We start from the raw sequence: 13,467 nt of genomic DNA on the forward strand, positions 1-13,467 counted from the left end.
ATTGTTTGAGCATGATCTTGTCGGAAAACCGCTACACACTTTTCCGGATCATGCTCTAGTCGGCCTCTGCGAGCTTGTGCAGCGTGGCGCCGAAAATCAGGCTGGCCTTGCCGACCAGCGCCGTTCCCGTCATCTCCGCGCGGGTCTCCGTGTAGGTCCCGCTGACGCCGATGCCGACCGGGGCTGGGCCGCCGAACAGCGGGTTGTCATCGCCCCGCGGCGAGGTGTGCCGCTGCACCAGCACCTCGCCTTTGAAGGTGTGGTCGTCCTTCACCACGTAGCTGCCGGTGTAATAGAGGTAGGCATCGCCGCCAAGGATCTTGCCGTCGCGAAAAAGAATCACGCCACTGCCCTTGCCGACTCGACCATCGAGCAGGCTCACGTGAATCGAATAGAGGCCGTTCTTCATAACGTCCCGTCGGCCGGCCGCCATCGCCCAACGGCGTAACCGGTGAAGCTTTTATGCCAAAGCGCAACCCCTCGCGCAACGCGGCAGTTTCGCCGGCGGTGGTGTCCCATGCCGGCACGCGAACCGTAATTGTCCCGGCTTGTGTGTGACGCGGTTATGACGGTCTCATCATGTTGCGAGGCCAGTCGTTGCGAATCAGAGTTGGCCCGCGAAATGCATAAACCATTGTTGCACTAGCCGCGGGGTGCTGGAGCAAGACGAACGTGAGCAACTGGATCGAATCCGGCGGCGATGAGCCGCGTCTGTACAGTGCGCGTCCCACGAGTTGCGAAACACAACGACGGCGGATCGGCCGTCCCATACAGTGGCGAAGCGCAGCAAGTCTTGCTTGCGCGCTGGCGCTGATCGCGCTGGTTGCCCCACGCGGGCACGCACGCGACCGCGGTCAGTTCGTCAACACCAATACGGAACTGAAAGCCTGGTTCGACGGCTTGCGCAGCGCCAAGGGACCATGCTGTTCCGATGCCGACGGCTCGGCGATCTCGGACTCCGATTGGGAGAGCAAGGACGGGCACTATCGTGTCCGCATCCCGCGTCTGGGCTACGTGATCGAGGGCCGGGAGCAAGAGCTCGTATGGGTCGACGTGCCCGAGGAGGCCGTGATCTCGGAGCCGAACCGGGTCGGACGCACCATGGTCTGGCCGATCTACGGCTACATGGGCGTCACGATCCGATGCTTTATGCCCGGCAGTATGACCTAGCCGGGCAAGAGCACGCCCGGCTTCGATATCGGATGCGGCGCTCCGTCAGGTATATTTCTTGTCGCGCTCGAGCAGCTCGATGGAGATACCTTCGGGGCCGCGGATGAAGCAGATGCGGACGCCAGGCCGGATCGTGGTCGGCTCGCGGGTGAACGTCACGCCCTTGGCCTTGATCTCGGCGGCGGCGGCGTCGATGTCTTTCACCGTGAGCCCGAAATGGTCGAGGCCCTGATGGGGATGTGGGGGCGGCGCGCTGACGGCGCTCTCGCCTTCCAGCGGCGCGATGAAGATTCTTGCGCCGCCGAGGTTCACGTCGATGCGTCCCGGCGCGCGCACGATCTCGCCGCCGAGGATGTCGCGCAGCCAGGCCGCGGTCGCTTCCGGATCGGGGCTGCGCAGATGGATGTGATCCCAGGTGACGACGACTGGCATTTCAATTCCTTCCGATAGGGTCTTCGCGATGTTGCAGCGCATGTTAGCGATCCCGATCGACGATCGCCACCATGGCTCCTATCCGAGATTCGCGCCGTCGCGGGAACCTTAGTTCGTCTCATGGATTGAGGAAGGAGGCGAGTGACGCACCCATGAACGCAGGGTTTGGCCGGACCGGACTGGGAAGCTGCGCTGGGAATGGCGAGGGCCCGCCACGGCTCCAGCCCACAAGCGTCTGGCTCAAGCGAGGCCTGTTGTGGCTGCTGGCGGCGCTCGTGGTTGGCGGTGCCGTCTGGCTGCTGATGCCGCCGTCCGAAGGCAATGTCGCGCAAACCGAGCCTACGAATTTGGCGCTGGCGAGCATCGATCCAGCTCCCCTGACAAGCGCCTCAGATACCTCCGCTGCGGAGGCTGCCGGGCTCGATCGGTTGAAGATCTCATCGCAGACCTGGCGGCGCGGCGGGCTCGGCTCGAAGGCGCTGGTGACCTTTACCGTGCGAAATGACAATGATTATGCCGTAAAGGATGTCGAGATCGTCTGCGCCTTCACGCGGCGCGACGGCAGCCATCTGACCGACCGCAGCCGCGTGCTGGCCGATATTGTCGGCACGAAGAGTCGCAAGACCTTTGCGCGCGTCCCGGTCGGATTCGTCAATGTGAATGCCGATCAGGCGATGTGTTCGCTGGTCACCGCGCGGCGCGCCTAAAGGGCCGCGCGTTCCGCTAGCGAAAAAGTTACCGTCCTTGCCCCTTGGCCAAAAATCTTGGCGTTGCCATTTGAACCAAACGGCTGGGCCCAGGAACCAATTATAGGATCGCCTGTTAAGGCGGATAGCCCTTGCGGGGATGCGGGGGGCGGAGCGCGGCCAATGCCCATCTTTCGGTATTTCATGTTCGTCGGTGGGGCGCTGCTCGCCCTGTTGTTCGCGGCCGATTTCGTTTGGCCGACGTCGCCGGTTGCGCAGGCCGTTGCGACCGCGGGTTATGACCAGCCGCTGATCCGGATCCGATCCGATCGTCATCTGCCTGATCGTGTGGTGCTTGACACCAGCCAGCCGACTATTGCCGCGCCGGTGACGAAGACGGCAGCCGTCGCGGCGCCTCAGCCGACCGCGCAAGCGGACCCATTGACTGACATGTCGGCAAAGGCGCGGGTGCGCGAGACCTTCGCCCAGTTCACGCCGAAGGGCGATGTGGCTGCGGCCAGGAAGGTCGACGCCAAGCCGCAAGCTCAGGCTCAGGCTCAGGCTCAGGTGGCCCAGACCCAGGCTCCGCAGGCTCAGGTGCCAGCCCAGCCCAAGCGCAAGGTGGCCCGGGCGCATCCGGCGCCGCAGCGTGGTCAGCCGATGATGCTGGTGGCACAGCAGCCGCATTTCGGTCTTTTCAACACGACCTGGTAACAGCGCGCCTCTGCCCCGCCTTGATAAAGGCGGGGAGGGCTTTTTATTGTCCGACCTCTCTGCTAATTCGAACCGATCCAAGCGTCGCAGGACAGTTGGCCTGCCAGCCTATGTCCGCGGCGCTTCGGTTGTGGCCCAAGACCAGGGCCCGGGCGCTCGTAGCTCAGCTGGATAGAGCATCGGATTTCGATTCCGAGGGTCGGAGGTTCGAATCCTTCCGAGCGCGCCATTTGTCAGGCCAGAGCCTTCAGGTCTGACCGCTTCAATCCGCAAATCTCGCCTACTTGCCCTGGATCTTCAGTCCGTTGGGGCCAACGTTGATCTGGAGGCCGTCAGGCTGCTTCTTCGCCTGATAGAGATTGTAGCCAAGTACCCCCGCCGTCACGACCAACGCGCCAATAATCAGAAACAACAAATTGCGGCTAATGGACATTCGTTTCCTTTGAACCAAGGTTGCCGACAGTGAAGAAAACCCGCGCAGCGCGTGCGCGGGGCTTCAAAACTGTCCGGCACTGGCAACGTGGTTCATGAGCACTTGTTCCGGAGCAACCGTATGCGAGCGAGCCCGCGCCAGAGTGTCCGAGGGCGCTTCGTGGAAGGTCGCGCGGTAAGCCGCGGCAAACTCGCCGAGGTGATGAAAGCCCTGAGCGCGCGCGCACGAGGCGACCGATGCGCCACCGCTCCTGAGAAGCTGCGTGCGGGTGGCCCACAGCCGCTTCAGGCGGATGTATTGATGCAGGCTCATGCCGCGCACCTTGGCTACTGCACCGCCGAGAGTCCGGATCGAGACGCCGAACTCACCAGCGAGATCGGCCGTATAGATCGGGGCGGTCGGATAGGCTGCGACGTAATCGTCGATCCGCTGCACGAGCCTGGCAGATCGCGCGCCTGCATTCGCGGCGCTACGCTCCGACAACGGGTTCGTTCGAAACAGGTCATCGAAGGCGAGCAGCAGGCCCTCCTGGAGATGGGCGGCGGCTTCCGTGGTCGCGAACATGCGCGGCGCGATCGATGCAGTCCTGAGGATGTCTTGCACAAGCTGTCGCGCGTAGAGGTGAGCGACGGGGTCTGCGATGCGAACCCACAACGCGTCGGCGCGATCGAACCAGCCGCGATCCCTGAGCGTGGGCGAGAACATGATCAGCGCATGATGATTGATCTGGGGCTCGACGAAATGGCAGTCGTGGTTGCCGCGCAAGGCAATGAAGAAGCGCGAGTCGAGGTCCATTCCGCTCGAGCTGGCGCGCAGATCGTCGCTCATCGGCAGGATCACCATGCCGCCCGGCGCGCGGTAGGCGGTGTCAAGGATGCGGGCGAACGATCTTGCGACGATGATCCTGCATGCCGGCAGGTTCACGACCGCCCGCGCGGCTGCGAAATTGGCGACGTCGAGCGGAATGCTGCGGGCGTCTTCCAGCGACTCAGCCGGTCGAAACGCGTCGACGTCGGTAAACCGGATCAACTGGAGTGCGGAGGACGGGGCGAGAGCGTCGAAGAACATGCGTCTGGCCGGATGCTGCAATGTGACAATAAAATGAACGTCAGTACATGGCCATCAATGGCGAAACACGACGATTCAGTAAACAGGATTCAGTGCCGTAATATTGCGGACATCATGCCACGAGGGCGATCAGATCGATGTCACCATCAACGGTCTTTGCTCATCGGCTGACCGGTGGCGAGGTCAATGAAATGGAGCCTCGTGCAGGCAGGGCAGGCGAAGGACTCGAAGCTTCGCCCCTCGTGTCCCTGCTGCTTCTCGAGATGGGTTTGCACGTTCATGCCCGTCTGCGGGCACCGGAAAACAATCAGATCGGCCATCGGCGCAGCATGACGGCACGACGAATTTCATCTTTGATCTAGATCAGTTTTGGAGTCGCTTCAGTGTAGGCGCGATCGTGCATCGACAAGCCATGGCCTCGCAAAAGCGAAGGGGCCCTCGAGGGCCCCTTCGAAATCACCAGCGGCGATAGCGTGGCCCGTAGTAGCGGGGGCCATAATAGCGCGGCCCATACCCATAATATCGGGGTCCGTAATAGGGCGCCGGCGCGCCGTAATAGCCATAATAGTTCGGCCGCCAGAAACAGCGTCCCCAGGCGTCGCAGACCATGCGGACCTGCTCGACGTCGGAGACCTGCGGTACCACAGGTGCTGGCCCGATGGGCATGGCGGACGCCGCCGACGATGCCATGAGGGCACCGAACAAGGATGCGGCGACGAGGCCAATCTTTGGATTCATGATGTCTTCCTCTGCTTACGCGATACAGATATCGAAGTTGTTCTGATCAAATTGTGGCAGAACCGAAATGTAATGCTGATGAATAAGTCTTCAGCTCGCCCGCCGCAGGCCTGACCCCAACTCCGCAAGATTATCGTAGGTTCTCGCGTGTGACCAATGCTGCGACTGCCCCCCAGGACATCGCTGGTATTCTTAATTCTGCGCAATTTGCCGGCGCGGCATCGTCCGTAATCTTGTCATCGTGGACGATCCTTCGCTAAATTCGAAGAGCGAGATGAACAAAGGCGAGGATCGGCAAGGGCGACTGGCTCGTCGTGTGCGACGAACGCAGATCGCTCCGGGGCGAGGTCGGCAAGGACTTCGCGAAGCTGCCCGTCTATGAGATCGAGAAGCAGGTGCTGCTGTTGGGGCCGTCGGTTAGGCCGCCCGCCGCAGGAGGACGCCGCGGCGCCCTCAGTAGCAGGGGTGCCGCCGGCCGTCCTGGCCGACATAGGCGGCCGCGCTCTGGTAGCAGTGGTTGGTCGACGGGCCATCGTAGAAGGCGAAGGTGCCGGGAGTGATGCCCGGGCCGTAATTGTGCAGATAGCTGATCGGGTAGGGCAGCGGGTTGGCATGGTAACGGTGGTACCGATGATGTCCCCGTGCCTCCGCAAGGCCAGGGGCTAGGATTGCGGCCGACAGGGCAGCAACCGCGGCTACAAGCTTCAACTTGCTCATCTCGATTCTCCGGAACCCGCGCAAATAAGTCTGCTATCTATAACCACTTCGGGCCGCCGGGGCACCCATCCGGGGCCCGGAAATCGGGGCCAATCCAGCCGATTCCGGGGTGGGTGTGACAGAATTGCCGGAACTGCGGTCGAAGCCTGCCCATTTTTAGCCTTTTCGGGATGCTTAACGAATTCCCCACACAAGTATGGCCAAAGAGAATCCGGTCAAAGATTTCTTCCGCCGGCCCCTTGGGGCTTTTTGGGGGCTCTTCGAGGCCAGTCCGTTCCTGCAAGGTTTCGCCGTCACGCTGCCATGCGCATCACGCTCCTCAGCCTGCTGTTGCTCTTCGTCGCTGCCGCCACGCCGGCGCGCGCCGAGCTGCACATCACCCGTGACCATGGCGGTTACGTCGAGGAGTACAAGGTCAAGTACAAGCGCGTCCGCGACAAGGGCGAGCGGGTCATCATCGACGGCATCTGCAACTCGGCCTGCACGCTGGTGCTCGGCATCGTGCCGATGAACAAGATCTGCGTGACGCCGCGCGCGAGCCTCGGCTTCCACCAAGCCTACTACGACAAGGCCTTCACCTTCGGCATGAAGATCACCAGCGCGGAAGGGACGTCCGACCTGATGTCCTACTATCCTGACACGGTGAAGGACTGGATCCGCCGCAATGGCGGGCTCACCACCGACATGAAGAAGATCAAGAACGGGGTCGATCTCTGGAAGATCATCGATCCCTGTCCGGAAGAATGGTGATCGACTGATCTGAGCCGCGTCTTCCTCGCAGCGCAGCATCCGAAATTCGCATTGCCGCACCGCCGCCGCTCGGGCAATGAGAGCGGCAATGAATCAAAACCAGGAAAATCTGGACCAGAAAAATCTGGCCGCGCGGGCGGCGCCGGTGCTGTTCGTGCTGCTCTGGAGCACCGGCTTCATCGGCACCAAATACGTCATCAACAACGCCGATCCCTTGACCTATCTCGCCATCCGCATGGCGGTGGTGGTCGGCTTGATGACCATCATTGCAGGCGTTGCCCGTCCGAAATGGCCTGACCGCATCGGCATCGCGCACAGCGCAGTCGCCGGTATTCTCGTTCACGGCTTCTATCTCGGCGGCACCGCGATTGCGATCGCGCATTCGATTCCGGCGGGACTCTCCGCGCTCATTCCAGGCCTGCAGCCGATCCTGACCTCGACCATCGCCAACCGCTGGCTTGGCGAGAAGGTGACGCCGGTGCAATGGGGCGGCCTGCTGCTCGGTCTCGGCGGCGTGGCGCTGATCCTGCACAATCGCCCCATGACCGGCGAGGCCGGGCTCGGCTGGCTCGCCTCCGTGGTCTCGCTGATCAGCATCACGCTGGGCACGCTCTATCAGCGCCGCTACTGCAACCACATCGACTGGCGCGCCGGCAATCTCGTTCAATATGTGGCCGTCACAATCTTCTTCACGGCCGGCGCGTTCCTGTTCGAGGACCGTGTCGTGCACTGGACGCGGGAGTTCGTGCTTGCGCTCGGCTGGCTTGCGGTCGCGCTCTCGATCGGATCGATCGGCCTCTTGTACTGGTTGATCCGCCACGCGGCGGCGACGTCGGTGGCGAGCCTGTTCTATCTGGTGCCTGCGGTGACCGCGCTGATGGCCTATCTGCTGTTCGGCGAGAAGCTCGATGCGCTGGCGATCGCCGGCATGGCGATGTGTGCGGCCGCCGTGTTCGTGGTCAACCGGCGCTTCGGCACGTAGGCCCCGCTGCCGGAATACATCCCTGACGTGCGGGGGGCGCCGTGTTAGGCTGACCGCATTTCAGCGGCCCTTTCACACGGTGATTTCCATGAAGAAGGCAAAGCGCGCACTGCTCGGCAGGTCCCTGAAGCCGGTTCGGATCGCCTGCATCAACTACGCCAGAAAGATGATCAAGGACCGCGAGATGAGCCAGCTCACCGCGGCGCTCCAGAAGTGTTACGACAAGCATTTCCTGCCCGTGTGGGGCTATCCGGTCGACCTCTATGTCACGCGCAAGCCGAAGGCCACCGACTGGCAGCTGGTCTATTTCGACGATGCCTTGCACAAGAACATGCTCGGGCGCCACGAGCTGACGCATCGCGGCCAGCCGATCTCGAAGATCTTCGTCAAGGCGCTGGGCGAGGAGCCGGTCAGTGTGGCGGCCTCGCACGAGCTGTTCGAAATGGTGCTCGACCCCATGGCCAATCTCTGGGCCGACCAGAATCGGAATACCCAATATGCCTATGAGGTCTGCGATGCCGTGGAGGAGGACTCCTTCGACGTCGACGGCCTGCCGATGTCGAACTTCGTCTATCCGTCCTGGTTCGAGCCCTTCAAACATCCCCGCGGCACCAAGTTCGACCACAAGGGAACGCTGAAGGCGCCGTTCTCGATGACCGAGGGTGGCTACGTCATCAAGAAGGTCAACGGGAGGAAGGTGATCAAGGCGTTCGGCTCACCCGCGAAGCGGCGGCGCTTCAACGCTGAAGACCGGCGCGGCCATCGCAGCGAATTTCGCGATCCGAAGGGAAAGCACCACCCGGGCCGGCGCGCGTCGAAGCGGAGAGGGTAGGGCCTGTCGAGGAGACATTCTCCGGGCGCGACCGCACCCGGAGTTCGCGTTCGCGCTGCGATCAGCGCTTGGCCTTCTTTTTCTTCTTGGCTGCCTTCTTCGACGACTTCTTGGCGGCCTTTTTGGCCTTCTTCTTGGAAGCCTTCTTTGCCTTTTTCGGCGCGACTTTCTTCGCGACCTTCTTGGCGGCCTTCTTCACCTTCTTCACGGCGGTGACCGCGGCGTCCTTGGTCGTTTCCACGGCGCTGGTGATCGTCTCCATCGCCTGCTCGGTGATCGGCTTATCGTCGTCCATATCGTGTCCCCCACGGTTTGAATGGAGCGATGACGATAGCGGGTTTCATAATAGTGTCAAAGCAACGCTCAACCTTTGCGGATCTTTGCGTAGGCGGCGAGCGCGCGCTCGCGTCCCTTGGCGTGATCGACGATCGGTTGCGGATAGGTCTTGCCGAGCGTGACGCCGGCACTCCCAAGCTCGATCGGCGTCGCCTGCCAGGGCTGATGGATCAGCTTGGCTGGCACGTCCTTCAGCTCCGGTACCCAGCGCCGGACATAGGTTCCGTCAGGATCGAACTTCTCGCCCTGGAGCGTCGGGTTGAACACGCGGAAGTACGGCGCGGCGTCGGCGCCGCAGCCGGCCACCCATTGCCAGTTGGCCGGATTGCTGCCGGCATCCGCGTCGACCAGCGTGTCCCAGAACCAGGCTTCGCCGTCGCGCCAGTCGATCAGGAGGTGCTTGACCAGGAACGAGGCGACCACCATCCGGACCCGGTTGTGCATCACGCCGGTGTGCCAGAGCTCGCGCATGCCGGCATCGACGATGGGATAGCCGGTGCGGCCGCGCTGCCAGGCGGCGAGTGCCTTCGTCTCGGACTTCCAGGGGAAGTCGTCGAAACTGGTTTGCAGGTTCTCGGTGGCAAGATTGGGGTTGTCGTGGAGTAGATGCCGGCAGAACTCGCGCCAGCCGAGCTCGCTCAGGAACTTGTCGATGCCGGATCCGATCGCCGGATTCTCCGCCGCGGCGAAGCGCGCGGCGTGCCAGACCTGGCGCGGGCTGAGCTCGCCGAACCTCAGGTGCGCAGAGAGGCCTGAGGTGCCTTCGCGATCGGGGCGGTCGCGGTCGCCGACATAGCCGCGCGCGGTGTGCTTGAGGAAGTCGCGCAATCGGGCACGCGCCGACGCCTCGCCCGGCGTCCAGCTCTCGCGCAGGCCGCCGGCCCAGTCGGGCTTGGCCGGCTCGAGCTTCCAGCTCTCCGGCTTGTCGCTGGCGATCTTCGGACCCGGGCGCAGCTCCTTCGGCGCTGGCAGGGGCTTTGGCGGATCGCCGAGCAACAGCACCCGTCGCCAGAATGGAGTGAACACGCGCAAGCCCCGGCCTTCCTTGTTGCGGATCGCCGCGGGCGGGACCAGCAAGTCGCCGGGAAAACTTCGCGAGTCCACGCCGAGCTTTGCCAGCGCTGCTTCGAGCTGTTTCTCGACCGCCTGATGCGGGGCCTGAGCGATCGTATTCCAATAGACCGCACCGGCTTCGCTTTCGCGCGCCACCTCAGGGATCGCCCTGGCCGCCGGTCCTCTGCACAGAACCAGCGACCCGCCGCGCGCAGCGATGTCGGCGCCAAGCGCGCGCAGCGATTGCGCCAGCCACCAGCGTGCCGCACCGCCGGCGGCCCGTCCGGCCGCGTCGTCCAACACACACAGGCAGATCACGGGCGCGCCGGTCTTGGCGGCGGCATGGAGGGCGGGGTGGTCGGACAAACGGAGGTCGTCGCGGAACCAGACGATAACAGGCGGGGGGCTCGGCGTGGTCAGGGAATGTCCTCGTTTACGATCTGGAAAGGATGCCGCGTTTGGCGCTGTGAACCAGCGTTAATGAGGCCGTAAGCGGATTGCATGAATATGCAGGAATTACGGGGGTGGTTCCATTCATGTCCAAGTCCTTAACGGCGAAGTTCGTGCCGCAATTCAAGTTGGGGACCAAGGCCGTCCTGTGCGCGGTGCTGCTGATTGCGATGAACACCGCATTGGTGGTCGGCGCCGGCTATTGGTCGCTCAACTCCGAATTCAACGATCGCGCGCTGCGCGACATCGAGGTCAGTCTGCGCACGCTGGCCCTGGCCTTCGCCGAAATCGTTCCTGACGCCAGGATCACCATGCGGGATGGCGCGGTGGCGCGTGCCGAGATCGCCAAGATGCCGGACTTCAAGGATCACGCCATCGTCGATCGGGCAGTATCCTATGTCGGCGGCAATGCCACCCTGTTCGTGTTTGACGATGCGAGCGGGCAGTTCGTCCGCCGTTCGACCAATGTGAAGAAGGAGAATGGCGACCGCGCCGTCGGCACCCAGCTTGCTGCCGACCATCCGGCGCAAGCCGTGTTGCGACGTGGCGAAGCTTATAAGGGGCCGGCCACGCTGTTCGGCAAGTCCTTCATGACCGCTTATTTCCCGATCGCGGATGCAACCGGCAAGGTCGTCGGCATCCTCTATGTCGGCATCCCTATGGCGCAGTTCGAGGCCATGCTGACCCAGGCGATTGAGAGCATGGCGGTCGCGGCCGGCATCGCCGCCTTGCTGGTCCTGATCCTCACGATGCTGGTTGTCCGCCGCGTCACCCGGCCGCTCACCTCGGTCACGCGCTCGCTGACGGCGATCGCCAACGGCCAGAGCGACGTCGCGATCGATTGCGGGGACCGCGCCGACGAGATCGGCGAGATCGCCCGTACGGTCGCGGTGTTCAAGAGCAATTCGCTGGAGCGGGCGCGCATGCGCAGCGAGCAGGCGGAGGCCGCGGCTGCGGCGGCCGAGCAGCGCAAGGCCGATCTGCGCAACTTCGTCGGTGAGTTCCGCAGCGGCGTCGGCGGCATTCTCGACAAGGTGCTGCACTCCTCCGGCGAGTTCGAGCGTGTGGCCCGGCAATTGACCGATACCGCGCGGTCCACCGCCGACCTGTCGGCGAAATCGGCCGGCGCGTCGGAAGAGGCCTCCGACCACGTCCGTTCGGCGGCGTCAGCCTCGGACGAGCTGTCCCAATCGATCTCCGAGATCACCCGAAGGGTGCAGGAATCCAACGCGATCTCCGCCGAAGCGGTGCACCAGGCGGAGGCTACCGACCAGCGCATCGCGCAGCTCTCGGAAGCAGGCTCCCGTATCGGCGACGTCGTCAAGCTGATCACCTCGATCGCCGAGCAGACCAATCTGCTGGCGCTGAACGCCACCATCGAGGCCGCGCGTGCGGGCGATGCGGGGCGCGGTTTTGCGGTGGTGGCCCAGGAGGTCAAGACGCTCGCGGGCCAGACCGCGAAGGCCACCGACGAAATCTCGACCCAGATCGCGAGCATGCAGCTTGCGACCGAGGAGTCGGTGATCGCCATCAAGGCGATCACAGGGACCATCGAGCGCATCAGCGGCATCGCGAGCTCGATCTCGGCTGCGGTCGAGCAGCAGCGCAGCGCAACCCACAACATAGCCGCAAGCGTTCGCGCTGCGGCCACGGGCACCGCCGATGTTGCCGTCAATGTCCGTCATGCGGCTGAGGGCGCCAGCGAGACGGGCGAGACCTCGAGCCGGATGTTTGCGTCTGCCCAGGCGCTGTCAGGCGAGAGCCTGCATCTGAAGGCCGAGGTCGACAGCTTCCTCGATCGCGTGCAGGCGGCTTGATTGGAACTTGGTGAGCTGAAACCATCGGCTCGCCGGTGGCGTAGCTGACGGTGACTGCCCCGTGATCCGAGGGCAGGGAGGCCGCCAGTGAACCGCATCGCCGTGCTTTATGTCGCAACCCTGGTCGTCCTGACCGGGCTCGATTTCCTGTTCCTCGGGCTGGTCGCCAAGGGCTTCTTCACAGCGCAGGTTGGTGACATGCTGGGCGAGCTGAAGCCTTTGCCGGCGATCCTGTTCTATCTGCTCTATGTCGCCGGCGTTTTGATCTTCGTCAGCGGCTCCGCTGGCGCGACATGGCAATCGACGCTGCTCTATGGCGCGCTGTTCGGGCTGTTCTGCTATGCAACGTTCGATCTCACCGCGCTGGCGCTGCTCAAGCACTGGAGCTGGCCGGTCGCATTCCTCGACGTCGGCTGGGGCGCGGTGGTGACCGCGGTCTCGTCGACCGCGGGTCTGTTGTTGGCGGATCGTGTGACCGGCTAGGCCCTTATTTCGGCTGCGGCACGATCCGGATGTAGGGCTTCGGCTCTTTCCAGCCCTGCGGATAGATCGTCTTGGCCTCATCGTTGGAAACCGAGCCCGCGATGATCACGTCCTCGCCCTGCGACCAGTCGGCCGGCGTCGCAACGCGATGCTTGGCGGTGAGCTGGAGCGAGTCGATCACGCGCAGGATTTCCTGAAAATTCCGGCCGGTGGTCATCGGATAGACCAGCACCAGCTTGATCTTCTTGTCCGGCCCGATGATGAAGACGTTGCGGACGGTCTGGTTGTCGGCCGGCGTACGGGTGAGGGGATCGCCCGAGGTCGAGGCCGGCAGCATGCCGTAGAGTTTCGAGACGTTGAAATCGGTGTCGCCGATCATCGGGTAGTTCGGGGCGGCCCCTTGGGTCTCCTTGATGTCCTCCGACCACTTCGAATGGCGGTCGACCGGGTCGACCGAGAGGCCCATCAACTTGACGCCGCGCTTGTCGAACTCCGGCTTCAACTTGGCGAGAGCGCCGAGCTCGGTCGTACAAACCGGCGTGAAGTCCTTCGGGTGCGAGAACAGCAGCGCCCAGCTGTTGCCGATCCAGTCGTGGAACTTGATCTTCCCTTCGGTGGTCTCGGCTTCGAAGTCGGGGGCGGTGGTGCCGATCGGAAGTGTCATGGTTCTACCTCATCGCATTGAATTTGCTTGGGAATTTCTGTCTGGCCGTCAACGTCAGTATAGGGGCTCAGGGAGCCCAAGTGAACGTCAACTGAACCGCTTCAAGTAAAATGTGAATTCCTTCTCTGAAGGGCCGATATTC

The 13,467-nt window shown here is 63.2% G+C and carries 18 protein-coding genes and 1 tRNA gene; 9 read left to right on the top strand and 10 right to left on the bottom strand.

Going from position 1 to position 13,467, the window contains the following annotated elements; genetic code table 11:
* Positions 1-55 precede the first annotated feature (55 nt).
* On the bottom strand, positions 56-409 hold the full coding sequence (locus FXB40_RS35755) for a GrlR family regulatory protein (protein ID WP_187437378.1): 354 nt from the start codon (positions 407-409) through the stop codon (positions 56-58).
* Positions 410-672: 263 nt separating this feature from the next.
* On the opposite strand from FXB40_RS35755, the gene FXB40_RS35760 reads away from it, so the two are divergent.
* Positions 673-1,170: a hypothetical protein gene (locus tag FXB40_RS35760; RefSeq protein ID WP_148776987.1), complete on the top strand. Its 498-nt coding sequence runs from the start codon at positions 673-675 to the stop codon at positions 1,168-1,170.
* Positions 1,171-1,215: 45 nt separating this feature from the next.
* Here the strand turns inward: FXB40_RS35760 and FXB40_RS35765 are convergent, their stop codons facing one another.
* A complete protein-coding gene (locus tag FXB40_RS35765) occupies positions 1,216-1,602 on the bottom strand; it encodes a VOC family protein (RefSeq protein ID WP_148776988.1) in 387 nt (128 codons plus the stop codon).
* Between the two features lie 152 nt (positions 1,603-1,754).
* On the opposite strand from FXB40_RS35765, the gene FXB40_RS35770 reads away from it, so the two are divergent.
* The 3 genes from FXB40_RS35770 (at position 1,755) to FXB40_RS35780 (ending at position 3,231) form a co-directional block, all read left to right on the top strand.
* Positions 1,755-2,309 (top strand): hypothetical protein, encoded by a 555-nt coding sequence (locus FXB40_RS35770; RefSeq protein WP_148776989.1) that lies wholly within the window; start codon positions 1,755-1,757, stop codon positions 2,307-2,309.
* A 162-nt stretch (positions 2,310-2,471) separates the two neighbouring features.
* Positions 2,472-3,002: a hypothetical protein gene (locus FXB40_RS35775; RefSeq protein ID WP_148776990.1), complete on the top strand. Its 531-nt coding sequence runs from the start codon at positions 2,472-2,474 to the stop codon at positions 3,000-3,002.
* A 152-nt stretch (positions 3,003-3,154) separates the two neighbouring features.
* Positions 3,155-3,231: transfer RNA gene (locus FXB40_RS35780), tRNA-Arg, on the top strand.
* Positions 3,232-3,282: 51 nt separating this feature from the next.
* Here FXB40_RS35780 and FXB40_RS48325 read toward each other — a convergent pair.
* The 5 genes from FXB40_RS48325 to FXB40_RS35805 all read right to left on the bottom strand — a co-directional run bounded on the left by FXB40_RS48325 (position 3,283) and on the right by FXB40_RS35805 (position 5,958).
* The gene (locus FXB40_RS48325; RefSeq protein ID WP_187437379.1) at positions 3,283-3,435 is read right to left on the bottom strand and encodes a hypothetical protein; all 153 of its coding nucleotides are present in this window, start codon (positions 3,433-3,435) and stop codon (positions 3,283-3,285) included.
* Positions 3,436-3,498: 63 nt separating this feature from the next.
* The gene (locus FXB40_RS35785) at positions 3,499-4,503 is read right to left on the bottom strand and encodes an AraC family transcriptional regulator (protein ID WP_148776991.1); all 1,005 of its coding nucleotides are present in this window, start codon (positions 4,501-4,503) and stop codon (positions 3,499-3,501) included.
* Positions 4,504-4,649: 146 nt separating this feature from the next.
* Positions 4,650-4,823, bottom strand: coding sequence for a hypothetical protein (locus FXB40_RS35790; protein WP_148776992.1), 174 nt, complete (start codon positions 4,821-4,823; stop codon positions 4,650-4,652).
* Positions 4,824-4,959: 136 nt separating this feature from the next.
* The gene (locus tag FXB40_RS35795; protein WP_148776993.1) at positions 4,960-5,241 is read right to left on the bottom strand and encodes a hypothetical protein; all 282 of its coding nucleotides are present in this window, start codon (positions 5,239-5,241) and stop codon (positions 4,960-4,962) included.
* A gap of 453 nt (positions 5,242-5,694) precedes the next feature.
* A complete protein-coding gene (locus FXB40_RS35805) occupies positions 5,695-5,958 on the bottom strand; it encodes a hypothetical protein (protein ID WP_148776994.1) in 264 nt (87 codons plus the stop codon).
* A gap of 303 nt (positions 5,959-6,261) precedes the next feature.
* Between FXB40_RS35805 and FXB40_RS35810 the strand changes: the two genes are divergently transcribed.
* From FXB40_RS35810 to FXB40_RS35820, 3 genes are all read left to right on the top strand, one after another.
* Positions 6,262-6,708, top strand: a complete 447-nt coding sequence (locus tag FXB40_RS35810) for a hypothetical protein (protein ID WP_148776995.1) — start codon at positions 6,262-6,264, stop codon at positions 6,706-6,708.
* Positions 6,709-6,796: 88 nt separating this feature from the next.
* Positions 6,797-7,690, top strand: a complete 894-nt coding sequence (locus FXB40_RS35815) for a DMT family transporter (RefSeq protein WP_148776996.1) — start codon at positions 6,797-6,799, stop codon at positions 7,688-7,690.
* A gap of 88 nt (positions 7,691-7,778) precedes the next feature.
* Positions 7,779-8,522 (top strand): hypothetical protein, encoded by a 744-nt coding sequence (locus tag FXB40_RS35820; RefSeq protein WP_187437380.1) that lies wholly within the window; start codon positions 7,779-7,781, stop codon positions 8,520-8,522.
* A 61-nt stretch (positions 8,523-8,583) separates the two neighbouring features.
* Here the strand turns inward: FXB40_RS35820 and FXB40_RS35825 are convergent, their stop codons facing one another.
* Together FXB40_RS35825 and FXB40_RS35830 are read right to left on the bottom strand one after the other, a co-directional pair.
* Positions 8,584-8,817 (bottom strand): histone, encoded by a 234-nt coding sequence (locus FXB40_RS35825; protein WP_148776998.1) that lies wholly within the window; start codon positions 8,815-8,817, stop codon positions 8,584-8,586.
* A 68-nt stretch (positions 8,818-8,885) separates the two neighbouring features.
* Positions 8,886-10,277, bottom strand: a complete 1,392-nt coding sequence (locus FXB40_RS35830; protein ID WP_246208181.1) for a cryptochrome/photolyase family protein — start codon at positions 10,275-10,277, stop codon at positions 8,886-8,888.
* Between the two features lie 170 nt (positions 10,278-10,447).
* Between FXB40_RS35830 and FXB40_RS35835 the strand changes: the two genes are divergently transcribed.
* Both FXB40_RS35835 and FXB40_RS35840 read left to right on the top strand, forming a co-directional pair.
* Positions 10,448-12,178 (top strand): methyl-accepting chemotaxis protein, encoded by a 1,731-nt coding sequence (locus FXB40_RS35835; protein ID WP_148777000.1) that lies wholly within the window; start codon positions 10,448-10,450, stop codon positions 12,176-12,178.
* 87 nt (positions 12,179-12,265) lie between these two features.
* Positions 12,266-12,661: a DUF2177 family protein gene (locus FXB40_RS35840; protein WP_148777001.1), complete on the top strand. Its 396-nt coding sequence runs from the start codon at positions 12,266-12,268 to the stop codon at positions 12,659-12,661.
* A gap of 4 nt (positions 12,662-12,665) precedes the next feature.
* On the opposite strand, the gene FXB40_RS35845 is transcribed toward FXB40_RS35840, so the two are convergent.
* A complete protein-coding gene (locus tag FXB40_RS35845; RefSeq protein ID WP_148777002.1) occupies positions 12,666-13,325 on the bottom strand; it encodes a peroxiredoxin in 660 nt (219 codons plus the stop codon).
* Between the last annotated feature and the right edge of the window lie 142 nt (positions 13,326-13,467).

This window comes from Bradyrhizobium rifense (assembly GCF_008123425.1).
GTDB classification, from domain to species: Bacteria; Pseudomonadota; Alphaproteobacteria; order Rhizobiales; family Xanthobacteraceae; genus Bradyrhizobium; species Bradyrhizobium rifense.